Raw genomic sequence first — 22,605 nt, forward strand, 5'->3', positions numbered from 1 at the left:
CGTCAGCGTCTCACATCTTGCCGTAGGACGCGCCGCGGCGCGTGATGATGACGTAGCGCGCATCCTGTCTGGTCTCGTTCTCGAAGATCACCGCGCGCATCACGTCGAAATCGAGACAGTCGCCTTCGCGCAGGCGAACCGCCTTCGCGTCGATGTGCACGGCGATCGCGCCCTCCAGCATCAGCAGTTGCTGGGTGAAGGCATTGCGCCCCCAAGGGCTGTATGGCACCCGCGCGCCGGCCGGCAAATCGACGACGATGATCTCGATGCCGCTCGCCGCGTCCGTCGGCGAGGCGTGGCGGCGGCGATAGCCGCTGTCGGGATCGCGCCAATGCGGCTGGTCGGCGAGCCGCACCAGCCGCTCCGGCGGCTTCTCCGCGAGCGCGACGACGTCGCTCAGCGTGACATCGAGCGCCGCGCAGAGCTTGTTGAGCAGCGCAGCCGTCGCACTGCTCTGCGCCCGCTCCACCCGCCCGATCATCGCCCGGCTGACGCCGGAGCGCGCGGCAAGCTCGTTCAACGTCATGCCGGCCTGCGTCCGCACCGTCTTCAAGCGACGACCGATCGCGCGATCGAGCTTTTGCTGGTCCATAGCCCTATCCGAACGTTGTTTCGGCAGCCGCATTTGCTTGGGAGAGAGCCTAGCGCGGGAAACAGCGAATGCCGGGGATGAGATGCTAATATATTAGAATTTCGGCGCACGCGAATGCATCCTCGGCGCAAAATCCGTTCATCGTCCTCGGGATTCGACCGTCGCATTCGTCCAGCGACAGGCGCTTGCGAGCCTGGCGCGGACGGCATCGACGCCGGCGAGCTCGAAGATGGCGCTGGTGTTGCGCCCCGCACCGTCGGTAACGGAGATAGACGCCTTTCCGGCGCGCAATGCGCGCACCAATTGGACCGGATCCTCCGGCATGGACGCCGTGCGACCGTCAGATGCCAATCGCCAACGCATTGGCCGCGCCGTGACCTGGTCGGGAGAGATCGCGACGTCGACTTCCCCTCCGCGCAACGCGCGCCAGAGGCCATTAGAGCCAAGGGACAGCTCGGTCCGCTGGTTACGGCAACGTAGCACGAGCATTTCTGGTGCATTGGCCGTCACCGGGGCAAGCGCATACAATTTGGCGACGAAGAGCGGCGAGAAGTCCCTTGGAGACGTGGTCTCGCTGATCAACCAGCCCTCGGCGATTGACGGTCCCGCGATTGCGTCGTCCCGATTGGCCGGCGTCATCGCCGGCGCCGGTTCAGCTTCGAGTGGCAACGGCTGCATATCGGCGTGCGGTTTGGATGGGATATCGCTGGGTTGTCGGACCTCGTCTTTGTTGGCGAACAGGCTATCGAGGCACCGTTTCTCCGCGCTGTGTGCCTTCAGCCTGCATCCGAGACGCAGCGCGGTGTCGATGCCCGCCTGATCGCAGGCGGCTTCCGCTGCACGCGTCTGGGCAAAGCACTGGTCCAGACCCCTAAGCGTGCTGGAGGCGGATTGACCATGGGCTTCCGCGATCTCAAGGCTGGCGAAAAGGACGGCGGCGAGCCGTCTCATGGACGTCCCGTCCGATTGGACATTTGGGACTCCTGCCAGTTCTCAGCCGCCTTGAGGCGCTGGAGTCCGGGAACGCCCGCACCGGGATTGGCCTCCTTCCACTTCGGATCGAAGCCGGACGCGCGCAGCTGATCGAGCCTGCTGAACAATTCATTCACGAAAGCCGTGACCCTGTCATGGCGTGGGGTGCCAGGATTCCAGTTATAGGCGACCAGCACCGTCGGCACCGCGATCGTCTCGATATCCCGCCCTGCTTGCACCAAAGCGGGATAGTCGGCCGACGTTAGAGAGGCCGGCACATAATAGTCCGCCAGCTTGGCACCCCAGGGGACCGGCAGGAACTTGAAGCCGTCGTCCCATTTGCGCTTGACGAACGCGTCCACCGGCTTCGACGTGACGAAAACCACAGCCGCCATCTCGCCTTTGCGCATCTGCTCCAGCGCGGCCGGGTGAGGCACGAAGGCCTTCTCCACTTCGATGCCGAGACGACTGAAGATGAGTGGACCCGAATAGGCGGCGGCCGTGCCCTGCGTGTTGAAGTTCACCTTCTTGCCCGCGAGGTCGGCCAGCGAATTGATCTCGGGACGCACGAAGACATGCAGCTCCGACGGGAATAGGTTCATCACGTGCACGATGCGCTTTCCGATCTCGGGCACCTGCGCGCGATACTCGTCGAGCGAATCGCTGTTGATGATCGCGATGTCGATCCCCTTCAGATAGAGCACATCGTTGACATTCTCGGTCGGTCCGCGCGTCACCACCGGAAGCACGTGCACCTTTCCGCTCTCGTTGACCACGCGCGAGATCTCGGTCGCGAAGCGGAGCGGTGCGCCTTCCAGGAGCCCGGCGGCTAATCCGACCGTGCCTGCATTGATGCGATCTCTCACATCCTCTTCGGCCGTCCGCTGTTGAGCGGGCCGCACCGACCGGTTCCCTCGCGCGGGCGCCAACGCGACCGATTCCGCCGTCTGTTTGGCAGCGCCGGGCCTTGTGGCAGTTTGGGCGGACGCGGGCAACGCGAACAGCGACACGGCCAGCACGAACAGCAGCTTGCGCATCATCCCGGCCTCCCCTCGTTGGTTCCTGTCTACGGCCGGACGTAGCTCCAGCCCTTTTCCTGCAGCTCCATCATCCGCACGACACCCGAGGCAACCATGGAAGCCTCCGGCAGCAGCTCGAGCGGCTTGCCTTCCTTCTTTTCCATCCCCTCCCGAGTGACGCCGCATGCGGCGAAGCGAACCTTGTTCGGGAAGGCGAGGTCCGTCATGGCGTGAATGCGATCGGCGACCGGCGTCGTGTCCTTGCGCAGCATGTGCAATCCAGGACCGAACGCCACGATCTCGACATCGGCCTCTTCGCCCTTCTTGCGGTAATAGTCGAGCACATTGGTGGCGTTGTTGAGCGCGAGATTCATCACGGCGGCGTCGTTCTGGTTGACCTGGATCACGAGCCTGTGCGGCGCCGGCTTGACCGGGCGCACGGCTGGTTGCTTCCTCGGGATCATGGCGTGGGCAGAAGTCGCAGAGGCCGGCGGCTGTTGCACGGAGCTCATGGCGTACACCGAGCCGATTGCGAATGTCGCGAGCATAGCTGCGGCGATATGGATTCGTGCATCACGCATGGACCATCTCCGTCTGCGATTTGCGCTCGACCCGGAGTGCAACTCGCTTGATCCGGACCAGGACCTCAGTGAGCCCGCAGGTGTTGCGCACTGGACTTGCGTTGGCGGTGACCCGGACCGGGAAACATGAACTCCCGGCCCGCCCTTCGACAGCCTGCAGTTCGTGCTAAGCGCAATGGATTAAGCGCAGCGAGCGTCAGCTCCACGTCCCATTGCGCCCGGGCGGATCGCCAAGGGAGACTTCAAGTCAGTGCGACTGTGCTGCGGCCGAGGCTTTGGAGCGGGCGAAGGGAATCGAACCCTCGTATGCAGCTTGGGAAGCTGCCGTTCTACCATTGAACTACGCCCGCGGATGCGCAGCCTGCGCCCGCTCTGATTAGCCGAGACGGCGCATCTCGCCAAGCGCTTTGGCGCAGCCCGCCTGCCCCTTCTTGAGTTTCCGCCAAGATTTTGGGTGCGCCGGATTGTGGCGGTGTTATGATTATCTGTCTGGGGAGACGTGCACTGAGTGGGGCGTGTGCATGGTGGGGCGTGGCTACGCGATATTCGACACGACCATAGGGCGCTGCGGAATCATCTGGAGCAGCACCGGTATCGTCGCCGTGCAATTGCCGGAGGCGCGGGAGATCGACACCCGCCGCCGGATTTTCCAGGTCCATCCCGAGGCGCGCGAGCAGCGGCCTTCCGCGAACGCCGCGTTCGCGATCGAGGGCATCGTGGGCTTGCTGCAAGGCAGCGATGCTGATTTTTCCGAGGTCAGCCTGGACGCGAGCGGGGTGCCCGGTTTCAACCGGCGGGTCTATGAAGCCGCCTGCGCCATCCCGCGCGGGGAGACGCGCACCTATCACGAGATCGCCAAGACGCTGGGCGCCTCCGGCGCCGCGCATTCGGTAGCCCAAGCGATCGCGAGAAATCCCTACATGCTGATCGTTCCCTGCCACCGGGTGCTGGAGGCCGGCAATTACACCGACCGGCTCTCGCCCTATGGCGGCGTGATCTCCAAGCGGCGGCTGCTGTCGCTCGAGGGCGCCCATCCGATCGCCAGCAAGACGCTGTTCGACGTCCTGCTGCCCGTTGCCCCGCCCCGAGCGCCCACCTAGATAGGCGGGATGGACGCAACCACGCTGCTGACCACGCCCTCGATGACCGTCTCCGAGTTTCGCTGCGACGCGGGACCGGACGACAGCCCGTTTGCGGAGTGCCGCACCGGCCATTCCATCGCCTATGTCCGCGCCGGCAGCTTTGGCTGTCATTGCCGCGCCGGCTTCTTCGATTTGGTGGCGGGGTCGATGCTGGTCGGCGCGCCGGGCGAGGAATACACCTGCACGCATGAGCACGTCGCCGGCGACGTCTGCCTGTCCTTTTTCCTCAGCGAGGACCTGGTCGACGCGCTCGGCGGCCGGCGCGACGTCTGGCAGGTCGGCGCGACCCCGCCGCTGCCCGAGCTGATGGTGCTGGGCGAGCTCGCCCAGACGGCAGCAGATGGCAACAGCGACCTCGGTCTCGACGAGGTCGGTCAGATCCTCGCCGGCCGCTTCGTCGATGTCGTCTCGGGCAAGGCGCGCAAGCCAACGACACCGACCGCACGCGACCGCCGCCGCGCCGTGGAAGCCGCGCTATGGATCGACGCCAATTCGCATGCCGAGGTCGACCTCGAACAGGCCGCGCGGCAGGCTGGGCTCAGCCCGTTCCATTTCCTGCGGCTGTTCTCCGCCGTGCTCGGCGTCACCCCGCATCAATATCTGGTGCGCTCGCGCCTTCGGCATGCGGCGCGGCTGCTGACCGACGACGACATCGCCGTCACCGACATCGCCTATGACGTCGGCTTCGGCGATCTCTCCAACTTCGTCCGCACCTTCCACCGCGCCGCCGGCGTATCGCCGACCAAGTTCCGTCAGGCCTCGAAGGGAGAGCGCAAGATTCTCCAAGAGCAGCTTGCCCTCAACTGACTAGGTTCGTCTCCGGCGCGCGCCGATTGCGGCGCGCTTTGGCAATGGAGACGACCATGTACGACCATATCGGATTGCGCGTTGCCGACCTCGATGCCGCCACGCGCTTCTACACCGCGGTGCTGGCGCCGCTCGGCTATGTCCTGTGCTCGAGCGGCGATGGTTATGCCGGCTTCGGGCCGAAGGGCGAGCCGGCGCTGTGGCTGCACCTGAATAAAGGGCGCAAAGCCGACGGCGCGCATATCGCGTTTCGCGCGGGGGATCATGATTCGGTCAAGGCATTCCATAGCGAAGGCTTGAAGAGCGGCGGCCGCGACAATGGCGGCGCCGGCCCGCGCAAGGATTACAGCCCGACTTACTACGCGGCGTTTTTGATCGATCCCGACGGCAACAATGTCGAGGCAGTCTGTGTGTGAGTACGCTCCGTCATTGCGAGGAGCCCTTGCGACGAAGCAATCCAGACTGCCTCCGCGGAATCATTTCTGGATTGCTTCGCTGCGCTCGCAATGACGGCGGCTTGGCAACCACCGTCGCAAATCAAGGATACTTACCAATGGCCTCCATACACAATGACATTCCCCTCCCCGCCCCGGCTCACGACGTCTGGGATGCGGTGCGCGATTTCGGCGCGTTGCATCGGCGGCTGGCGCCGGGCTTCGTTACGGCCTGCACGCTCGACGGCGACGCGCGCGTCGTCACCTTTGCCAACGGATCGGTGGCGCGCGAAGTGCTGGTCGATTGCGACGACGGGCGGCAGCGGCTGGTCTACGCGATCAACAACGAACGTCTGAAGCATTACAGCGCCTCGGTGCAGGTGATCGCCGAGGGCGAGCGGAGATGCCGCCTGGTCTGGATCATCGACATGCTGCCGAACGAGCTCGCGTCCTATGTGCAGGGACAGACCAAGGACGCCGTCCCGCCATACACCGAGCGTTTCCGGCCGCAGCTGCGTGATCTTTCTCACGGAGTTCAACCCTCGTCCGCACTAACCATGGCGGCGTGCGTCCGGTTGGCTCCGCTCTCCCGGCGGCGTCCCGCACGCGAGGAGCAGGCCATGAGAGGTGCGGACAAGGTGATCTGCCAGGCGGCCGCCGTGCTGCTGATGTTTTCGATTTCGAGCGGACCGGCAAAGGCGCAGTTCCTCGGCGGCGGCGGTGCCGGCGGCGAGGACATGATGACCCAGATGGCGCCGATGTTGGAGATGATGAAGGCCAAGATGGGCAAGCGCCGCTTCGGCATGATGATGCAGACCATGGGCCCGATGATGAGCCGCATGATGGAGAATGGCGGTGGTGGTCTTGGTGGCATGATGGGCGGCGGCGGAATTGGCGGCCTCGGCGGCGGCAATCTCGGCGGCGGTTTCGGTGCGCCCAATTACGGCGGTTACGCGCCGACGGCCGGCGGCGGCTACATGCCGACCGGAATCGGCGGCACGGGCGGCGGCGACATGATGGCGATGATTCCGCAACTGATGCGGCTCGCCAATGTCGGCGGCAGTGGCGGCCATCGCCGCCACAGGCATCGCTAGTCCGCAGCGGCCGACAGAGCCGGCCTGATCGCAGGTTTGGTTTGGCGCGGTCCCCAGCGCGTCAGCACCACGCTGGAGCACGAGAGCAGGCCGAGCACGACCATCGAGCTCGCCGCCAGCCAGAAGAAGCTTTGCGCGGTGGCATCATGTGTCGACAGCCACCAGCCGACCGCCGAGATGTAGATCAGCCGCGCAGTCTGCGCCAGCACCGGTCCGATCACCTTCGCAGCGCCCTGCGACGAGAAATACATCGTCGAGGCGAGGCCGATGAAGGCGTAGAACGGCGCCACCGTGGACAAATATTGATGGCTGGTGGCGCGCACGGTCGCGCTGTCGGTGAAGATGTTGACCCAGAGATCGGGGAAGGCTGCGACCAGGCACGCCGGTGCACCGACGGCGACGAAGGCGCTCGCCGCCGCGATCCAGGCGATGCGCCGCGCGCGGGCGATGCGGCCGGCGCCGACCGCCATGCCGATCATCGGCACCGAGGCGATGCCGAACGAGAACGCGATCGAGGTCAGCAGGAATTCCAGCCGCGCACCAATGCCATAGCCGGCGAGGATCGCGGTGCCGAATTTCGCAAGCAGGTGGGTGAAGATCGAGATCGTCAGCACCGATTGCAGCGGCGAGAAGCAGGCGATGGCGCCGACTTTGAGGATGTCGAAAAACATCGCCCATTGGATGCGAAGTCCGCGCAGCTTCGGCGTCACGCGGGCGCGGCCGGAGAACAGGTACCAGCCCATCACGCCGATGTTCATGCAATACGCAATCAGCGCGCCGGCGGCCACGCCGCGCATGCCGAATTGCGGCACCGGACCGAGCCCGAGGCCGAGCGTGCCGCCGAGCACGATCTGCCAGGCCGCGGAATTGAGGATCAACAGCGACGGCAGCTTCATGTTGCCGGTGCCGCGCAGGACGCCGGCCATGGTGTTGAGCAGCCAGGGCAGCACCGCGCCGCCGAAAAACACCTGGGTGTAGGCGATCGCATGCGTCAGCACATCGCCGCGACCGCCGAGCATTTCCAGAACGCGCGGCCCGAAGATCAGCATGCCCAGCATGAAGACGAGGCCGAAGCTGATTCCGATCAGCAGCGCGTGCGCGGCGAGCGTCCCGGCACGCTCGCGATCGCCGGCGCCGAGCGCGCGCGCGATGGCGGAGGCCACCGCGCCGCCCATCGCACCGCCCGACATGGTCATGGTCAGGATCACTGTCGGAAACACCAGCGCCATCGCGGCCAGCGCTTCCACGCCAAGACGTCCGATATAGGAGGTCTCCGCGATCACGGTGCAGGTGCCGGCCGAGAGCGCGACCACGTTGGGCCAGGCAAGTCCGAGCAGCGTGCGCAGGATCGGCCCGTCCATCAGCGCGCTCCTGACGGGGCGCGGAGGCGGCGGCAGCGGACGCTCCTGTTCATCGACCGGGATTTCGGCGATGTCTGACATGTCCTCTCCGGGGGAAAGCGCCATTTGCGGCGCAGCAATGCTTGGGTGTGCCAATGAATTGGTTCGCGCGCAGGGCGCAACGAGAGGCTTGTTAGCACGACACGCAGCGATTCCTCCTGCGCCAGGTGCAGGCGTGCCCTGCGGCAGCGCATTTCGTGGAGGAATTGGACTCCTCTTTCTTTTCCCTCTCCCCGTTCTTACGGGGCCGCGACGAGCTTCGCTCGCGCTGAGAGGGTTGGGGTGAGGGGCTGCTTCAGCAAATTCGGTGACAGCTGCCCTCGCGGAGACTCCCCCTCACCCGGATTGCATCTTCGATGCAATCCGACCTCTCCCCGCAAGCGGGGCGAGGTGAAGGTGCCGTGGCGCCGTCGTCTACCCAATCGTCCAGAGCAATGGCGGACGGCCACCCGATGTCGGGGACAGCTGCACGCCGATGTGCCGGCCGCATCCGGCCGCGAGCCCTTCGAACAACCCCGCCAGCACTTTGGCGCAAGCGGGGTGGTGATCGGCGACGTCGTCCATCAATTTCCAGCTCTGCTGACGGATTTCGAACGCGCCTTCGGATTGCGTCGGCTCAGCCACATCGTCCTGCGCGGCCAACAGCGCGCCGAGGAACGCCGCGAATTCGCGCGCACCGCCGCGGCCCATCGACAGCGCCGCAGCGACCTCATCAAAATATTGCATCCCGATCAGCTTGCCGGTGAGATGCAGGAGATAGCCCGCATCCTCCGGACCGAACAGCTGCACCATCACGGGCGCGGCGGTGCGGACATATTCCATGGCGTAATTGCGATAGGCTTTTTCCAGTCGCGGTCTCGGCCAGCTTGCGACCGGCAACGCCGGAGCCGCGGCTGCATCGAACAGCGGCGCTTCGAGATGCCGTGCGAACACGAGGCGCTGGTCGAGCTCGAGCGGCTGGTCATATTGGTGATAGTAGCCTTCGAGCCCGTCCTGGCCGTCGACGCTCTGCTTGGTGCAGACGAACCCCAATCTGGTATCGCCGAGCGCCACACCGTTGTTGGCGTGCCAGCCGCGCAGCATCGCGCGAGAGACTTCGCCCGGCACGCCGCAGATGGCAGTGCCTTTCCAGATCCAGCGCGGCGGCGGATAGCGGATCCAGGCTTTGCGGTCGCTCTCGTGCATGTATTCGACGTGCACGCCGCCGATCCAGTTCGAGAGGTAGTGATATTGCGCGGCGGCGACTGCTGGCGGCAGATGGCTCAGCCCGAGCTTCTCCAGCCCCGGCAGGAAGCGCTCCTGCTGCTGGCGGCGGAATACGCGGAAGACGAACTCGGCAGCATCCGCCGTGCCGCGCCGCGTGACCACGGTGAGGATCAGACCGGTGAAATAGGCGTGATAGAGATCGGCAACCGCGCGCCAGCGTTTCCATTGAGCTTCCTGCGCGGGGTCAGATGCGGCGGTCATGTTCGCTCCCGATCGTTGTTTTGATCGAGTGTGTCACTGCAGCCGGCGACGGACAAGCTGAGCCGCATGCAGGGCGCCCTGCACGCCGGCTCGCCAATTCCGCATCACGAATTTTGCGCAGGCTTAATTTTGCGAAGCCTTGGCGGCCCGCTCGCGCTCGACGCGCTCGGTGACGTCGCGGGCCATCGCCACCGATCCCTGCACCACTCCAGCGGCGTCCCGCACCAGCGCGAAGGTCATCTCGATGTACAGCTTGCGTCCGTCCTTGTGCAGCGCGCGGGTCAGTGTCGGCTTGCCCGCAAGCTTCATCGCGCCGCTGGCTAGCGCGGCCTCGAAACCCTTCCAGTGCGCGGCGCGCAGATGTTCGGGAATGATCAGGTCGAGATTCTGGCCCAGCGCCTCGTCCGCGGAGAAGCCGAACAGTGCGGACGATGCGCGATTCCAGCGCATGATGGTGCCGGAGCGATCCGAATAGATCAGCGCATCGGCAACGTCGTCGACAATATGTGCGTCCAGTTGGGATGAATTGGTCATGTCAGCACCTGGTGGCCCGGATGGAGCACAGCGTAAGCCGGGATCGTGCCACAAGTGAGACTTTCCCGGATGACGATTGCGCTCCATCCGGGCGACGGATGATCGCTACACCCGGAAATGCTTGCTCAGCTTCAGGCCCTGGGCCTGGTAGTTGGAGCCGATGCGCTGGCCGTACATGGCGTCGGGACGGGCCAGCATCTTCTCGTAGACGAGGCGGCCGACGATCTGGCCGTGCTCGAGGATGAACGGCACCTCGCGCGAGCGCACTTCGAGCACGGCGCGCGACCCCAGCCCGCCGGCGCCGGCATAGCCGAAGCCGGGATCGAAGAATCCGGCATAATGCACGCGGAACTCGCCGACCAGCGGATCGAACGGCACCATCTCCGCGGCGTAATCGGGCGGCACTTGCACGGCCTCTTTCGACGCGAGGATATAGAACTCGCCGGGATCGAGGATCAGGCTGCCGTCGGGGCGGGCCGAGATCGGCTCCCAGAACTCCTCGACGGAATAGCCAGCGCGGCGATCGACGTCGATCACGCCGGTGTGGCGCTTGGCGCGGTAGCCGACGAAGCCGCCGCTCTTTTCGCCGGAAAGATCAACAGAGACGGCGACGCCGCCGGTGAGATCGGCATCGTCGACATCGACGAGACGCTCGGTCGCATGCAGCGCCTCGAGGTCGTCGATATTGAGGATGGCATCGCCGGTGCGGAAGCGCACCTGGCTCAGGCGCGAGCCCTCGCTGACCAGCACCGGGAACGTCTTCGGGCTGATCTCGGCATAGAGCGGACCGTGATAGCCGGCACCGATCATGTCGAACCGGCGGGTGCCGTCGGCGATCACGCGGGTGAAAACGTCGAGCCGGCCGGTCGAGCTTTTCGGGTTGGCGGCCGCGACGATCTCCGGCGGCAGCGCGAGGCTTTCGAGCAGCGGCACGATGTAGACGCAGTTCGTCTCCAGCACGGCGCCGTCGGCGAGGCTGAACTCGTGCAGCTTCAACTCGTCGATGCGCTCGGCGACAGTGGCGCCGGGGCCCGGCAGGAAGCTGGCGCGAACGCGATAGGCGATGTCGCCGAGGCGAAGGTCGAGGCTCGCCGGCTGGATCTGGCTTTCGACGAAGTCGTAAGCGGGCAGGATGAGACCGCCCTCCGCCATCGCCGCGATCATGCGGTCGGGCAGGATACCATTGGCGTCGGCGGCGACCGTGAACGTCAACCCGGGGTCCTCATCAGGGATCAAACACATCCCGACATGCGGGAAATATGAGTGTTTTACGGCTATCCGATGGACGTCTTGACGGAAAGGGCATTGCGGAATATGAGCATGACTTATCCCGTGGTGATTTGAGCCGGCCGGCTTGCAGCCACGTTAAATAAGTCGCTAAACAGGCCGGGGACCTCTGTGATCCCGGCCCGTGGAGATATTCCAGGCCGGTTTTTTTGTGACCATTTCCGATGGTCACTTCAGGAGGTCCTATGTCGAAGTCCCCGGCGCCAACCGCCCACTACCGTCCCGAAACTCGCCTGGTTCATTCCGGCACCCTGCGCTCGCAATATGGCGAGACCTCGGAGTCGCTGTTCCTGACCCAGGGCTACGTCTACAACAGCGCCGAGGAGTGCGAGGCGCGGTTCAAGGGCGAGGACCCCGGCTTCATCTATTCACGCTACTCCAATCCGACCATCTCGATGTTCGAGCGGCGCATGATCGAGCTCGAAGGCGCCGAAGCGGCACGTTCGGCGGCGACCGGCATGGCCGCGGTGACGACCGCGATCCTGGCGCCGCTCAAAGCCGGCGATCACGTCGTGGCCTCGCGCGCGCTGTTCGGCTCGTGTCTCTACGTCGTGCAGGATTTGCTGCCGCGCTACGGCATCGAGACCACGCTGGTCGACGGTCTCGATCTCGACCAGTGGCAGCGCGCCATGAAGCCGAACACCAAGACGCTCTTCCTGGAGAGCCCGACCAACCCGACGCTCGACGTGCTCGACATTCCCGGCATTGCCGAGATCGCACACAGCGGCGGAGCGCGGCTCGTCGTCGACAACGTGTTCGCCACTCCGATCTGGCAGAGCCCGCTCGCGCTCGGCGCCGACGTCGTGGTCTATTCCGCGACCAAGCATATCGACGGCCAGGGCCGCTGTCTCGGCGGCATCATCCTGTCCTCGGAAGCGTTCATCGCCGAGCACATCCACAATTTCATGCGCCAGACCGGCCCGTCGATCTCGCCGTTCAACGCCTGGGTCCTGCTCAAGGGGCTGGAGACGCTCGCCGTGCGCGTGCGCGCGCAGACCGAGACGGCCGCGCGCATTGCGGACGTGCTGGCGAGCCATCCGAAGATTTCGCGGCTGGTGTTTCCCGGCCGCGCCGATCATCCGCAGGCTGCATTGGTGAAGAAGCAGATGCGCGGTGGCTCGACGCTGGTCGGCCTCGAGGTCAAGGGCGGCAAGCAGGCAGCGTTCCGCGTGCTCAACGCGCTCAAGCTCGCCAAGATCTCGAACAATCTCGGCGACGCCAAGAGCCTCGTCACGCATCCGGCCACCACGACGCATCAGCGTTTGAAGCCGGAGGACCGCGCCGCGCTGGGCATCAGCGAGGGCTTCATCCGCTTCTCGGCGGGGCTCGAGCACGCGGACGATCTGATCGAGGATCTGACCGCGGCGCTGGAGAAGGCGTAGCCAGGCATTCGACATCGTAGGGTGGGCAAAGCGAAGCGTGCCCACCATTCACGATGGCGGTGCCGATAGATGGTGGGCACGGCGCGCGAAGAGCGCGCCTTTGCCCACCCTACGCACCGATGCTCACATCGGCCGGTACGTCCGCACGTCCGCGGGCACGTTCACGCCGAGCTTGATCTGGCCGACGGAGCGGATGATGTCGTCGCCGAGGAGCTGGGCGAAGCAGGCGTAACCCCAATCGTTCATGTGCAGGCCGTCGGCGATCACGAAGCTCTCGACCGGAAGCGATTGCTTCTCGTGCCAGTCGCGCATCACCTCGAAGCGCGGAAAGATGCCGACGTGACGGAGCTCGGCGACCTTGCCGAGCAGCTTCACCATCTTGCCGGCGCTCTCGGCGCGCTGGTTGACGGCGGGCGAATATTGCGGATCGACCAGCACGACGTCGGTGCCGCCGGCAGCCTGGATGCGGCTGATGCCGTCCTCGACGAGCTTGGCGGTATCGCCGGGATCGAGATTGCGCAGCACCGCATTGGTGCCGACCTGCCAGATCACCAGATCCGGATGCACGTCGATCACCTCTTTCTGGAGGCGCTTCATCATCTCGGGCGCGTCCTCGCCACCGACGCCGGCATTGACGACGGTGATGTCGGCGGTCGGATAGTGCCGGTGCAGCTGCGCGGCAAGGCGATTGGGATAGTTGAACTCCGGCGAGCTCGCGCCGAATCCCGCGGTCGAGGACGAGCCGAACGCGACGATGACGACGGGCTGGCCGGCGACGAGCTTGCCCGCGACATGCGGCAGCGAGCCCATCGCCTTCGCGCCGCCCTTCGGCGACAGGCAGGGCACGCGGCTGAAGACGTCGCCGGCGGATTTCGCGACCTGCTTCACCTTGTCGATGGCGCGCGCCGTGATGCCGCGCTGCTCGGGGGACGTCGCTGCGACAGCGGTCTGGGACGGTGAAGCGGGAGCCGGATTAGCCGACTGCTGCGGGGCCGGCGTTGCCTGCGCGGCCTGCGTCTGCGCGTGCGACTGCGAGGCCGGACTCAGCAACAGCAGCAGCGCTGCGGCGGACGCAGCCAGCCATGCCGTCAGGCAAAAAGGGCGGAGAGAACTCATTAACGCTAGACCTCAATTTTGCTGCTGGGCCGGCTCCAGATGCGCAGCGTCGATCACGAACTGTGCCAACGCCCGGCCAAGGCAATCATGGACCTGTTTCGCCAGCTCAGGCCCGCGCGACGGGCTGAACAGGTCGAACTGCCCCTGGTCATTCCACTGCCGCATGATCGCGAAACGATCGAACAGCGGAATATCGTGCTCCTGCGCCACCACCCGCATATTGTCGAGGTATGGCGGCACCGAGATCATGGTTTCGGTACGCGGACTGTACTGCAAATTCATCAAGACGACGTCAGCCCCTGCCTTTTGCAACGCAACAACCCCTTCGGTCACCGCGCCGCGAAAATCATCGGGATCAATGGCTCGAATAGCATCGACAGTCCCGGTCTGCCAGATGACCAAAGTAGGCGCTTTTGCTTCCATCAGCTTAACGAAGCTGGCGGCCGCCTCCTCGGCCGTTTTCTTGCTCTGTATTTCTACGGAGACGTGCACAGTCTCGGACGGCGGCAGCTTCTCCTTCAGGATGGCCTGCATCCGCGCCGGATAAGAGCTGTCCTCGGAGGCCGGAATCGTGGTCGAGCGGCTGCCGATGACCAGGATTTCGAGCGGTTTGCCGGCCTTGATGGCATCGGCGACCTTGGGAAGCTGGCTTTCGCTGGTGAGCAGATAGGACGGCACTTCGCAGGCTGCGGGCGCGGCCGAAGCAGCAGGCGCAGCATCGTCCGCGCGCGCCGGAGGCGCGGCGAGACCACCGCACAGCAGGATCAGGCTCAGGAAAACCTTCGCCTTCATCAGCCCCCTCCCGCCATATCGGCGCTGCCGACGGCGCTTTTGGTTTTCGAACCGCTCTTGTCAGCCACCCGCTTGTACCACGAAATCAGCCAGGCCATGGCCCACATGATCAGGATTCCGGAGAGACTAATTAGCGCATGCATGACCGGGCCGCCCGAGACTTCGGCCAGGATGAAATGGCCGGCAAAGGCGAGGAAGACGCCGAGACAGAATATCTCAAGGGAATGCGAGCCGCACAGGATCAGCGGCCGCAGCCAGGGCGATTTCAGGCCCGGCCAGTCCCGGGGCAGGACGCGCACGGTGAGCGCGGCCAGCGCCAGGAAATGCGTGAAGCGCAGCACGTCAAGGTCGGCCTTGTCGATCGGATACATCCACTGCTCGAGCCGCTTCGGCATGAAGTGGGAGAGCTGCGGCACATACCAGGTCAGCGTCACGTAGAATGCCGCGACCAGATAGGCGATCGCGATCCACATCGTCACCCGCGAAGCCAGAATGTGCGACATGCGTCGCGCACCCCCGAGCGCGCACCATGCCCCGAACACGAACAGCAATTGCCAGGCAAAGGGATTGAAGGCCCAGAAGCCGTTCGGATAGGCCGACAGGTAGAGATCGTATTCCCAGGTCACCGCGTAGAGCGCGACCGAGAGGCCGAGCGTCACGTCGGGGCGCCATTTCATCAGCCACAGGATCAAGGGCAGCGCCAGCATCAGCACGATGTAGAGCGGCAGCACGTCCATGTTGACGGGACGGAAGCGCAGCAGCAGCGCCTGCACGATGGTGACGTCGGGCTGCTTGAGGAAATCCATGATGCCCATCTCTTCGGTGTAGAGCGGGTTCTCGAACCTGGTCGCGACGTAGGAGATCTCGGCAAGGAAGATCGTGAACAGGAAGACGTGGGCGACATAGATCTGCCAGACGCGCCGCAGAATGCGCGCGGTGGCGACGACGATGCCGGATTCCAACATCGCCCGACCGTAGACGAAGGCGGCGGTATAGCCGGAGATGAAGATGAAGATCTCGGTGGCGTCGCTGAAGCCGTAATTGCGGATCGTGAACCAGGTCAGAAGGCTCGGCGGCAAATGGTCGATGAAGATCAGCCACAGCGCCAGGCCGCGGAACAGGTCGAGCCGGAGCTCGCGCTCGCCGATGGCGGGCAGCGAAATGGCCGGCGCGGCCGCGCGCCGCTTCGTTCCCGCGGACTTGACCTCCACAGGTTTGGCGGTTCCCGCGATCGTCGATCCCGTCACTTGGTCGGCAATGGTCATCGGGGGCCTAAAAACCCTTCCGCAAATCGCGACGTGGCAAGGAGTGTACCGGTCCGGCCGTCATCTCGCAAAGCGACCGGATCACATGCAAAGACACTTTGACGTACCTTGGACGTGTACTTCCCTGCGAATTCTGGCGGGACGATGTCGCTAGGACCGCCTCCGGCGTTTGGTTCCCGAGCGGTTTTCGGTATGATGGCAATCATGTACCGCGCCGTGACCCGCCAGATCGAAGTGACCGTCGAGCCGAACTTTGTTCCGGAGCAGTCGTCGGCCGACCGCTCCCGTTATTTCTGGGCCTACACCATCGTCATCACCAATTCCGGCGACGAGACCGTGCAGCTCAAGACGCGGCACTGGATCATCACCGACGCCACCGGCCGGCAGCAGGAGGTGAAGGGCGAGGGCGTGGTCGGCGAGCAGCCGACGCTCGCCCCCGGCGAACGCTTCGAATACACCTCCGGCGTGCCGCTCACGACCGCCTCGGGCTTCATGACTGGCCGCTACCAGATGGTCAGCGCAACCGGCGAACGCTTCGAGATCGACGTGCCGACGTTCTCGCTGGACAGCCCGGACAACAAGCGGGTGCTGAATTAGCGCGGTCCCGTAGCCCGGATGGAGCGCAGCGTAATCCGGGAAGGTGCCGAACGCCGGGCGAGCGGCCCCGGATTGCGCTGCGCTCCATCCGGGCTACGGGCTAACGCCTTTACGCGTCTTCCACGCCCGCCTCATCCGGTGTGAACTCGTACACCGAGCTGCAGAACTCGCAGGTCACGACGACCTTGTCGTCCTTGACCATCGCGGCACGGTCGTCGGACGAAAAGCTCTTCAACATCGATGCCACCGCATCGCGCGAGCAGGAGCATTGCGCCTTCAAGGGCAGCGGATTGAACACGCGCACGCCGCGCTCGTGGAACAGGCGGTAGAGCAACCGCTCGCCGGACAGCTCGGGATCGATCAGCTCGACATCTTCGACGGTCTCGATCAGCGAGCGCGCCTCGACCCAGGCATCGTCTTCAGCGACGGCATGCACTTCGACGCCTTCGGGCGCATCGCCGGGATGCAGATCGGCCTGCCGCGCGCGCTCGGGCGCCTTCGGTAAAAACTGCATCAGCATGCCGCCGGCACGCCAGCGATGCTTGCCGCCGTCGTTCGAACGCCACTCCTCGCCCACGGCGAGGCGCACACGGGTCGGGATCTGCTCAGAGCGCAGGAAATATTCGTGAGCGGCGTCTTCGAGGCTGCCGCCGTCGAGCGCGACCAGGCCCTGGTAGCGGCTCATGTCGGGGCCCTGGTCGATGGTCATGGCGAGATGACCGTGGCCCAGCAGCGCGCCGGAAGTCTTGCCTAAATCCTTGGCCTCATCGAGGCGCGCGGCGTCGTAGCGCGCATAGGCGCGCAGGCGATCCGGCGCCTGGTAGTCCACGACCAGGAACGACACCGGACCGTCGGTCTGGGCCTGGAGGATGAAGCGGCCCTCGAACTTCAGCGCCGAGCCGAGCAGCGTGGTCAGCACGATGGCCTCGCCGAGCAGCTTGCCGACCGGCGCCGGATAATCGTGCTTGGTCAGGATCTCGTCGAGCGCCGGACCAAGCCGCACCAGCCGACCGCGCACGTCGAGCGCGTCGACCTCATAGGGCAGCACGGCGTCATCGATCGGAACCGCGGATGGCGCGCGAACCGGGCCCTCGGGCCCGGTTTTCATGTCAGGGGATTGGGAAACCATGGCGCTTTATCTGGGGTCGGAAGGCGGAATTGGAAGGGGTTCGGAGCAGCCCATCTGGACACTGGTTTGATCACGATACAGCAAATTCAGTGTCGTCCTGGCGAAAGCCAGGACCCATTACCCCAGGGAGAAGTCGCGGCATGCGATGAATGTCCGATCTTCGCCAAACCACGGCCGGTGGTAATGGGTCCTGGCTTTCGCCAGGACGACGATCCAAAGCTACTTCACCGGCCCGCGTTACTTCACCGCGTCGAAGCACCAGGCCAGAATGCCCTTCTGCGCGTGGAGGCGGTTTTCGGCCTCGTCGAACACGACGGATTGCGGACCGTCGATCACCTCGTCGGTGACCTCCTCGCCGCGATGGGCGGGCAGGCAGTGCATGAACAGCGCATCGGGCTTGGCCAGCGACATCAGCTGGGCATTGACCTGATAGGGCTTGAGCACGTTATGGCGGTGCTCGCCTTCCTTGTCGCCCATCGACACCCAGGTGTCGGTCACGACACAATCGGCGCCCTTCACGGCGGCTTCGGCATCGGTGCCGAGCATGATCGGCGCGCCGGTCGCCTTGATGAAGTCGCGCATCGCCTTTTTCGGCGCGAGCTCCGGAGGCGTCGCGACATTGAGCTGGAACTTGAAGCGCTCGGCGGCGTGCGCCCAGGACGCCAGCACGTTGTTGTCGTCGCCGGTCCAGGCCACGGTCTTGCCCTCGATCGGGCCGCGATGCTCCTCGTAGGTCATGAGGTCAGCCATCACCTGGCAGGGATGCGAGCGCCGCGTCAGGCCGTTGATGACGGGCACGGTGGCGTTTGCCGCAAGCTCCAGCAGGGCATCGTGATTGAGGATGCGGATCATGATGGCGTCGACATAGCGCGACAGCACGCGCGCGGTGTCGGCGATGGTCTCGCCGCGGCCGAGCTGCATCTCGGCGCCGGTGAGCATGATGGGCTCGCCGCCAAGCTGGCGCATGGCGACATCGAACGACACCCGCGTCCGCGTCGAGGGGCGCTCGAAGATCATCGCCAGCGTCTTGCCTTCGAGCGGCCTGACCGGCTGATGCGCCTTCTGCTTCGCCTTCATCGCGGTGGACGCGGCGAGCATGCGCTTGAGCTCCGACAGCGGCAGCTCGTTGATGTCGAGGAAGTGCTTCGGTGCTTTATCGGGCGACTTGCTCATCAGCTTGCCGCCCGCTTGTTGCCGGACAAGGCCGTGCAGGCGCGCTCGAGCCGCCCGACGCTGTCCTCGATCTCGGCTTCGGTGACGATCAAAGGCGGCAGGAAACGCACGACATTGTCGCCGGCGCCGACGGTGAGCAGCTTTTCGGCGCGCAAGGCGGCAACGAGATCACCGGAAGGCACCACGGCCTTGATGCCGATCAGGAGGCCCTCGCCGCGCACTTCGCTGACGACATCGCCGTGACGGTCGATCACGGAGGCGAGCTTCTGCTTGAGCAGCAGCGACATCCTCTGCACGTGGTCGAAGAAGCCGGGCTTGAGCATGACGTCGAGCACGGCGTTCGCCGCCGAGATCGCGAGCGGATTGCCGCCGAAGGTCGAACCGTGCGAGCCCGGCGTCATGCCGGACGCCGCTTCCGCGGTCGCAAGGCAGGCGCCGATCGGGAAGCCGCCACCGAGCGCCTTGGCCAGCGACATCACGTCGGGTTCGACGCCAAGGCGGCGGTATGCGAACAGATCGCCGGTGCGGCCCATGCCGGTCTGCACCTCGTCGAAGGCGAGCAACAGACCCTTCTCGTCGCAGAGCTGGCGCAACGCCCTCAGGAAGGCGGGCGTTGCCGAACGCACACCGCCTTCGCCCTGGATCGGCTCGATCAGGATGCCGGCGGTCTGCGGACCGATCGCCTTTTTCACCGCGTCGAGATCGCCATGAGCAACCTGGTCGAAGCCCTCCATCGGGGGTCCGAAACCTTCGAGATATTTTGCCGAACCCGTCGCAGCCAGCGTCGCCAGCGTGCGGCCATGGAAGGCGCCTTCGAAGGTGATCATGCGATAGCGGTCGGGATGGCCCTTCGCGGCGTGATAACGGCGCACGACCTTGATCACGCATTCCAGCGCTTCGGCGCCGGAATTGCAGAAGAACACGAAGTCCGCGAAACTCTCATTGCACAGGCGCGCGGCGAGCTTTTCGCCGTCCGGGCTCTGGAACAGGTTCGACATGTGCCAGAGCTTCGTGGCCTGCTCCTGCAACGCCGCGACCAGCGCCGGATGGGCATGGCCGAGCGCATTCACCGCCACCCCGGAGGTGAAATCGAGATAGCGCTCGCCATTGGTCGCGATCAGCCAGCAGCCTTCGCCACGCTCGAAACCGAGGTCGGACCTGGCGAAAACGGGGAGCAAATGCGGCGCTGCGCTGTTAGTCATGACGGTCACTTGAATGTTGCGGACGGTGTGTGCGTGCATTGCGCAACGCACCATCGACCGGCCCGGAAAACGAAACGTGCCGCCTCTTGAGGGCGGCACGCACGACTATCTTAGGCCTGGTGAAACGGGTGTCAATGCCGCCCGGAAAGCCTCGCGAAACGCTGAATCCGTAGTCTTGCGGTGCCGATTTTGCGGGATTTAGCCACGGAACATGTGGAAGCGAGTCGGCGGACTCTTGCGCGGGAGTCACGCCATATTGTAGCGTTTGGATTGTCAGATACGACATCTCGTGCAGTGGTTCTGATCTTTAAGTCCTTATGTACCGGCGTAAACGTTCGGGCGTTCAAGACGCGCCCGGCGAGCCTTAAGGGATTCTGACGGCACGGGTTTTTGAAGGCTTAGGCATTCGCTGCGAGGCCCCAGGATGGCTGGCGCGCAGCGAGGGAAAGGGTGCAATGACGGTTTTGACCTGGTCCGATGATCGCGTCGAGCAGCTGAAAAAGCTCTGGGAGGCCGGACTTTCGGCCAGCCAGATCGCGGCGGAGCTCGGCAATGTGACCCGCAATGCCGTGATCGGCAAAGTGCACAGGCTCGGCCTTTCGGGCCGCGCCAAGAGCCCATCGTCGGCAGCGCCGCGGCCGCGCAAGGCGCGCCCCGCGCAGCACATGATGCGGGTGAGCCGCCCGATCTCGCGCGGCAACACCGCGCTGGCGCAGGCCTTCGAGGTCGAGGCTGAGCCGGATCCGGTCACCTACGACAACGTGGTGCCGATGAGCCAGCGCCTGTCGCTGCTGGAATTGAACGAGGCGACCTGCCACTGGCCGGTCGGCGATCCCTCGAGCCCTGACTTCTTCTTCTGCGGTGGACGGGCGCTGTCCGGCCTGCCCTATTGCGCCCAGCACTCGCGCGTTGCGTACCAGCCGGCGTCAGATCGGCGCCGCGCACCGGTGAAGCCGGGTCCGCGGTAATCACGGCAAGTCGTCGCGCGAAGGTTCAATTTCAGTGTCGTCCTGGCGAAAGCCAGGACCCATACTCCGAGCACGCAGTAGTCGTGCGAAAGGGTCACTCCGAGTCTTCGCCAAACCACGTTCGGTGGTTATGGGTCCCGGATCAGCGCTCGCTTCGCTCGCTTGTCCGGGACGACGGCTGAGAACCTCAAGCCTGCAACCCTACACCTGCTCCGCCTTGGCAAAACGATCATCCAGCGCGTAGCCTGCGCCGCGGACGGTGCGGATCGGATCCTGCTCGCGGCCGAGATTGAGCAGCTTGCGCAGTCGGCCGATATGGACGTCGACGGTGCGCTCGTCGATATAGATGTCGCGGCCCCAGACGCTGTCGAGCAGCTGCTCGCGCGAGAACACCCGCCCCGGGTGCTCCAGGAAGAACTCCAGCAGGCGATATTCGGTCGGACCTAGATCGATCGGCCGGCCCGAGCGCGCCACGCGGCGCTTGTCGCGGTCGAGCTCGATGTCGCCAAAAGCAAGCACGGTGGCGAGCCGCTCGGGGCTTGCGCGCCGCAGCAGGCCTTTCACGCGCGCCAGCAGCTCCGGCACCGAGAACGGCTTGACGATGTAATCGTCGGCGCCGGTCGCAAGACCCCGCACCCGCTCGCTCTCCTCGCCGCGCGCGGTGAGCATGATGATCGGGAGCTGCTTGGTCTCGGGACGGGTGCGAAGCCGACGGCACAATTCGATGCCTGACAGGCCCGGCAGCATCCAGTCGAGCACGATCAGATCGGGAATGTGCTCCTTGAGGCGGGTGTCGGCGTCGTCGCCGCGCATCACCGTCTCGACGTCATAGCCGTCGCCTTCGAGGTTGTAGCGGAGAAGCTCGGTCAGGGCTTCCTCGTCCTCAACCACCATAATGCGTGCGCCCATCGGGTCGTCGCTCCTTAAGTCTTTCAGGTGTTCGGTACCGTGTTGGCAAAGGTCGTCATGTCGCCCTTCGGCCGCTTGTCGGTGATCGCCTGGCCCTCGATCATGTAGAACACGGTCTCGGCGATGTTAGTGGCGTGATCGCCGATCCGCTCGATGTTCTTGGCGCAGAACATCAGATGGATGCAGAACGAGATGTTGCGCGGATCCTCCATCATGTAGGTGAGGAGCTCGCGGAACAGCGAGGTGCAGATGGCGTCGACCTCCTCGTCGCCCTTCCACACCGCCATCGCCGCCGGCAAATCATGCGCGGCATAAGCGTCCAGCACCGACTTGACCTGCTGCTGGACGAGGTCGGTCATGTGCTCGAGGCCGCGGAACAGCTTGAGCGGATGGAAGTCCGTCTCCAGCGCTGCGACGCGCTTGCCCATGTTCTTGGCGAGGTCGCCGATGCGCTCGAGATCGGTCGCGACGCGCATGGCGCCGACGATTTCGCGCAGATCGACCGCCATCGGCTGGCGACGTGCGATGGTGAGCACCGCGCGCTCCTCGATGCGCTTCTGCAGCGCGTCGAGCTCGGTGTCGATGGCGACGACGCGCTGGCCGAGCGGGACGTCGCGGCGGATCAGCGCGTCGACGGACTCGACGATCATGCGCTCGGCGATGCCACCCATCTCGGCGACCAGGCGCGTGAGTTCCTGGAGGTCGGTGTCGAAGGCCTTTGCGGTATGTTCAGAACCCATGTC

At 65.0% G+C, this 22,605-nt stretch carries 23 protein-coding genes, 1 tRNA gene, 1 pseudogene and 1 riboswitch; of the genes and pseudogenes, 8 read left to right on the forward strand and 17 right to left on the reverse strand.

The genetic code is table 11. The annotated features are described in order from the left end of the window. Positions 1 to 10: 10 nt before the first annotated feature. The 5 genes from AC0L3J_RS01330 to AC0L3J_RS01350 all read right to left on the reverse strand — a co-directional run bounded on the left by AC0L3J_RS01330 (position 11) and on the right by AC0L3J_RS01350 (position 3,514). Complete coding sequence (locus AC0L3J_RS01330; protein WP_473345605.1) at positions 11 to 592, reverse strand: helix-turn-helix domain-containing protein; 582 nt, start codon at positions 590 to 592, stop codon at positions 11 to 13. Positions 593 to 730: 138 nt separating this feature from the next. Continuing rightward, positions 731 to 1,543: a hypothetical protein gene (locus tag AC0L3J_RS01335; RefSeq protein WP_473345606.1), complete on the reverse strand. Its 813-nt coding sequence runs from the start codon at positions 1,541 to 1,543 to the stop codon at positions 731 to 733. Beyond that, the gene (locus AC0L3J_RS01340; protein WP_473345607.1) at positions 1,540 to 2,604 is read right to left on the reverse strand and encodes a TAXI family TRAP transporter solute-binding subunit; all 1,065 of its coding nucleotides are present in this window, start codon (positions 2,602 to 2,604) and stop codon (positions 1,540 to 1,542) included. Before AC0L3J_RS01340 ends, AC0L3J_RS01335 begins: the two co-directional genes overlap by 4 nt. A 26-nt stretch (positions 2,605 to 2,630) precedes the next feature. After that, positions 2,631 to 3,164: a DsrE family protein gene (locus tag AC0L3J_RS01345; RefSeq protein WP_473345608.1), complete on the reverse strand. Its 534-nt coding sequence runs from the start codon at positions 3,162 to 3,164 to the stop codon at positions 2,631 to 2,633. A gap of 276 nt (positions 3,165 to 3,440) precedes the next feature. Further along, a tRNA-Gly gene (locus AC0L3J_RS01350) sits at positions 3,441 to 3,514 on the reverse strand. Positions 3,515 to 3,685: 171 nt separating this feature from the next. Between AC0L3J_RS01350 and AC0L3J_RS01355 the strand changes: the two genes are divergently transcribed. From AC0L3J_RS01355 to AC0L3J_RS01375, 5 genes and pseudogenes are all read left to right on the forward strand, one after another. Next, positions 3,686 to 4,264, forward strand: coding sequence for a methylated-DNA--[protein]-cysteine S-methyltransferase (locus tag AC0L3J_RS01355; protein ID WP_456767239.1), 579 nt, complete (start codon positions 3,686 to 3,688; stop codon positions 4,262 to 4,264). Between the two features lie 9 nt (positions 4,265 to 4,273). Continuing rightward, on the forward strand, positions 4,274 to 5,113 hold the full coding sequence (locus AC0L3J_RS01360; RefSeq protein WP_473345609.1) for a helix-turn-helix transcriptional regulator: 840 nt from the start codon (positions 4,274 to 4,276) through the stop codon (positions 5,111 to 5,113). 56 nt (positions 5,114 to 5,169) lie between these two features. Next, positions 5,170 to 5,529, forward strand: a complete 360-nt coding sequence (locus tag AC0L3J_RS01365; protein ID WP_473345610.1) for a VOC family protein — start codon at positions 5,170 to 5,172, stop codon at positions 5,527 to 5,529. Positions 5,530 to 5,666: 137 nt separating this feature from the next. Beyond that, a pseudogene (locus AC0L3J_RS01370) lies at positions 5,667 to 6,067 on the forward strand (SRPBCC family protein). 100 nt (positions 6,068 to 6,167) lie between these two features. Continuing rightward, positions 6,168 to 6,641, forward strand: a complete 474-nt coding sequence (locus AC0L3J_RS01375; RefSeq protein ID WP_473345611.1) for a hypothetical protein — start codon at positions 6,168 to 6,170, stop codon at positions 6,639 to 6,641. Here AC0L3J_RS01375 and AC0L3J_RS01380 read toward each other — a convergent pair. From AC0L3J_RS01380 to AC0L3J_RS01395, 4 genes are all read right to left on the reverse strand, one after another. Beyond that, the gene (locus AC0L3J_RS01380; protein WP_473345612.1) at positions 6,638 to 8,083 is read right to left on the reverse strand and encodes an MATE family efflux transporter; all 1,446 of its coding nucleotides are present in this window, start codon (positions 8,081 to 8,083) and stop codon (positions 6,638 to 6,640) included. The two genes, AC0L3J_RS01375 and AC0L3J_RS01380, sit on opposite strands and share 4 nt — an antisense overlap. Positions 8,084 to 8,455: 372 nt before the next feature. Beyond that, positions 8,456 to 9,508 carry a hypothetical protein gene (locus tag AC0L3J_RS01385; protein WP_473345613.1) on the reverse strand — a complete coding sequence of 351 codons (1,053 nt, stop codon included), beginning with the start codon at positions 9,506 to 9,508 and terminating at the stop codon, positions 8,456 to 8,458. A 123-nt stretch (positions 9,509 to 9,631) separates the two neighbouring features. Then, the gene (locus AC0L3J_RS01390; protein ID WP_473345614.1) at positions 9,632 to 10,042 is read right to left on the reverse strand and encodes a PAS domain-containing protein; all 411 of its coding nucleotides are present in this window, start codon (positions 10,040 to 10,042) and stop codon (positions 9,632 to 9,634) included. 105 nt (positions 10,043 to 10,147) lie between these two features. Continuing rightward, entirely contained in the window at positions 10,148 to 11,284 is a 1,137-nt protein-coding gene (locus tag AC0L3J_RS01395) for a 2'-deoxycytidine 5'-triphosphate deaminase (protein ID WP_473345615.1), read from the reverse strand. An 80-nt stretch (positions 11,285 to 11,364) separates the two neighbouring features. Beyond that, positions 11,365 to 11,444, forward strand: a riboswitch (SAM riboswitch). 70 nt (positions 11,445 to 11,514) lie between these two features. Here AC0L3J_RS01395 and AC0L3J_RS01400 point away from each other — a divergent pair. Then, positions 11,515 to 12,711 (forward strand): O-succinylhomoserine sulfhydrylase, encoded by a 1,197-nt coding sequence (locus AC0L3J_RS01400; protein ID WP_473345616.1) that lies wholly within the window; start codon positions 11,515 to 11,517, stop codon positions 12,709 to 12,711. Between the two features lie 123 nt (positions 12,712 to 12,834). Here AC0L3J_RS01400 and AC0L3J_RS01405 read toward each other — a convergent pair whose 3' ends face one another. The 3 genes from AC0L3J_RS01405 to AC0L3J_RS01415 are packed head-to-tail and all read right to left on the reverse strand — an operon-like array spanning position 12,835 to position 15,884. Then, positions 12,835 to 13,827: an SGNH/GDSL hydrolase family protein gene (locus AC0L3J_RS01405; protein WP_473345617.1), complete on the reverse strand. Its 993-nt coding sequence runs from the start codon at positions 13,825 to 13,827 to the stop codon at positions 12,835 to 12,837. A gap of 12 nt (positions 13,828 to 13,839) precedes the next feature. After that, a complete protein-coding gene (locus AC0L3J_RS01410; RefSeq protein WP_473345619.1) occupies positions 13,840 to 14,619 on the reverse strand; it encodes an SGNH/GDSL hydrolase family protein in 780 nt (259 codons plus the stop codon). Next, complete coding sequence (locus AC0L3J_RS01415) at positions 14,619 to 15,884, reverse strand: OpgC domain-containing protein (RefSeq protein ID WP_473345620.1); 1,266 nt, start codon at positions 15,882 to 15,884, stop codon at positions 14,619 to 14,621. The genes AC0L3J_RS01410 and AC0L3J_RS01415 overlap by 1 nt, the downstream gene beginning before the upstream one ends. Before the next feature lie 204 nt (positions 15,885 to 16,088). Between AC0L3J_RS01415 and apaG the strand changes: the two genes are divergently transcribed. After that, positions 16,089 to 16,481, forward strand: coding sequence for a Co2+/Mg2+ efflux protein ApaG (gene apaG, locus AC0L3J_RS01420; RefSeq protein ID WP_027514422.1), 393 nt, complete (start codon positions 16,089 to 16,091; stop codon positions 16,479 to 16,481). Between the two features lie 109 nt (positions 16,482 to 16,590). Here the strand turns inward: apaG and AC0L3J_RS01425 are convergent, their stop codons facing one another. The 3 genes from AC0L3J_RS01425 to AC0L3J_RS01435 all read right to left on the reverse strand — a co-directional run bounded on the left by AC0L3J_RS01425 (position 16,591) and on the right by AC0L3J_RS01435 (position 19,985). Beyond that, positions 16,591 to 17,610 carry an Hsp33 family molecular chaperone gene (locus AC0L3J_RS01425; protein ID WP_473345622.1) on the reverse strand — a complete coding sequence of 340 codons (1,020 nt, stop codon included), beginning with the start codon at positions 17,608 to 17,610 and terminating at the stop codon, positions 16,591 to 16,593. A gap of 237 nt (positions 17,611 to 17,847) precedes the next feature. After that, positions 17,848 to 18,783 (reverse strand): ornithine carbamoyltransferase, encoded by a 936-nt coding sequence (gene argF, locus AC0L3J_RS01430; RefSeq protein WP_473292908.1) that lies wholly within the window; start codon positions 18,781 to 18,783, stop codon positions 17,848 to 17,850. Next, the gene (locus AC0L3J_RS01435) at positions 18,783 to 19,985 is read right to left on the reverse strand and encodes an acetylornithine transaminase (protein WP_473345623.1); all 1,203 of its coding nucleotides are present in this window, start codon (positions 19,983 to 19,985) and stop codon (positions 18,783 to 18,785) included. Before AC0L3J_RS01435 ends, argF begins: the two co-directional genes overlap by 1 nt. Before the next feature lie 455 nt (positions 19,986 to 20,440). On the opposite strand from AC0L3J_RS01435, the gene AC0L3J_RS01440 reads away from it, so the two are divergent. After that, positions 20,441 to 20,953, forward strand: coding sequence for a GcrA family cell cycle regulator (locus AC0L3J_RS01440; protein ID WP_007597869.1), 513 nt, complete (start codon positions 20,441 to 20,443; stop codon positions 20,951 to 20,953). A 201-nt stretch (positions 20,954 to 21,154) separates the two neighbouring features. Here AC0L3J_RS01440 and phoB read toward each other — a convergent pair whose 3' ends face one another. Beyond that, positions 21,155 to 21,862, reverse strand: a complete 708-nt coding sequence (gene phoB / locus AC0L3J_RS01445) for a phosphate regulon transcriptional regulator PhoB (protein ID WP_007597871.1) — start codon at positions 21,860 to 21,862, stop codon at positions 21,155 to 21,157. 23 nt (positions 21,863 to 21,885) lie between these two features. Further along, on the reverse strand, positions 21,886 to 22,602 hold the full coding sequence (gene phoU, locus AC0L3J_RS01450) for a phosphate signaling complex protein PhoU (protein ID WP_018456067.1): 717 nt from the start codon (positions 22,600 to 22,602) through the stop codon (positions 21,886 to 21,888). Positions 22,603 to 22,605 lie beyond the last annotated feature (3 nt).

This window comes from Bradyrhizobium sp. Kon37, assembly GCF_055807535.1.

Bases quoted from the DNA above. Each gene is read 5' to 3' on its own strand.
- AC0L3J_RS01330 (WP_473345605.1), bottom strand. From the start codon at position 592: ATGGACCAGCAAAAGCTCGATCGCGCGATCGGTCGTCGCTTGAAGACG.
- AC0L3J_RS01335 (WP_473345606.1), bottom strand. From the start codon at position 1,543: ATGAGACGGCTCGCCGCCGTCCTTTTCGCCAGCCTTGAGATCGCGGAA.
- AC0L3J_RS01340 (WP_473345607.1), bottom strand. From the start codon at position 2,604: ATGATGCGCAAGCTGCTGTTCGTGCTGGCCGTGTCGCTGTTCGCGTTG.
- AC0L3J_RS01345 (WP_473345608.1), bottom strand. From the start codon at position 3,164: ATGCGTGATGCACGAATCCATATCGCCGCAGCTATGCTCGCGACATTC.
- AC0L3J_RS01355 (WP_456767239.1), top strand. From the start codon at position 3,686: ATGGTGGGGCGTGGCTACGCGATATTCGACACGACCATAGGGCGCTGC.
- AC0L3J_RS01360 (WP_473345609.1), top strand. From the start codon at position 4,274: ATGGACGCAACCACGCTGCTGACCACGCCCTCGATGACCGTCTCCGAG.
- AC0L3J_RS01365 (WP_473345610.1), top strand. From the start codon at position 5,170: ATGTACGACCATATCGGATTGCGCGTTGCCGACCTCGATGCCGCCACG.
- AC0L3J_RS01375 (WP_473345611.1), top strand. From the start codon at position 6,168: ATGAGAGGTGCGGACAAGGTGATCTGCCAGGCGGCCGCCGTGCTGCTG.
- AC0L3J_RS01380 (WP_473345612.1), bottom strand. From the start codon at position 8,083: ATGTCAGACATCGCCGAAATCCCGGTCGATGAACAGGAGCGTCCGCTG.
- AC0L3J_RS01385 (WP_473345613.1), bottom strand. From the start codon at position 9,508: ATGACCGCCGCATCTGACCCCGCGCAGGAAGCTCAATGGAAACGCTGG.
- AC0L3J_RS01390 (WP_473345614.1), bottom strand. From the start codon at position 10,042: ATGACCAATTCATCCCAACTGGACGCACATATTGTCGACGACGTTGCC.
- AC0L3J_RS01395 (WP_473345615.1), bottom strand. From the start codon at position 11,284: ATGTGTTTGATCCCTGATGAGGACCCCGGGTTGACGTTCACGGTCGCC.
- AC0L3J_RS01400 (WP_473345616.1), top strand. From the start codon at position 11,515: ATGTCGAAGTCCCCGGCGCCAACCGCCCACTACCGTCCCGAAACTCGC.
- AC0L3J_RS01405 (WP_473345617.1), bottom strand. From the start codon at position 13,827: ATGAGTTCTCTCCGCCCTTTTTGCCTGACGGCATGGCTGGCTGCGTCC.
- AC0L3J_RS01410 (WP_473345619.1), bottom strand. From the start codon at position 14,619: ATGAAGGCGAAGGTTTTCCTGAGCCTGATCCTGCTGTGCGGTGGTCTC.
- AC0L3J_RS01415 (WP_473345620.1), bottom strand. From the start codon at position 15,884: ATGACCATTGCCGACCAAGTGACGGGATCGACGATCGCGGGAACCGCC.
- apaG (WP_027514422.1), top strand. From the start codon at position 16,089: ATGTACCGCGCCGTGACCCGCCAGATCGAAGTGACCGTCGAGCCGAAC.
- AC0L3J_RS01425 (WP_473345622.1), bottom strand. From the start codon at position 17,610: ATGGTTTCCCAATCCCCTGACATGAAAACCGGGCCCGAGGGCCCGGTT.
- argF (WP_473292908.1), bottom strand. From the start codon at position 18,783: ATGAGCAAGTCGCCCGATAAAGCACCGAAGCACTTCCTCGACATCAAC.
- AC0L3J_RS01435 (WP_473345623.1), bottom strand. From the start codon at position 19,985: ATGACTAACAGCGCAGCGCCGCATTTGCTCCCCGTTTTCGCCAGGTCC.
- AC0L3J_RS01440 (WP_007597869.1), top strand. From the start codon at position 20,441: ATGACGGTTTTGACCTGGTCCGATGATCGCGTCGAGCAGCTGAAAAAG.
- phoB (WP_007597871.1), bottom strand. From the start codon at position 21,862: ATGGGCGCACGCATTATGGTGGTTGAGGACGAGGAAGCCCTGACCGAG.
- phoU (WP_018456067.1), bottom strand. From the start codon at position 22,602: ATGGGTTCTGAACATACCGCAAAGGCCTTCGACACCGACCTCCAGGAA.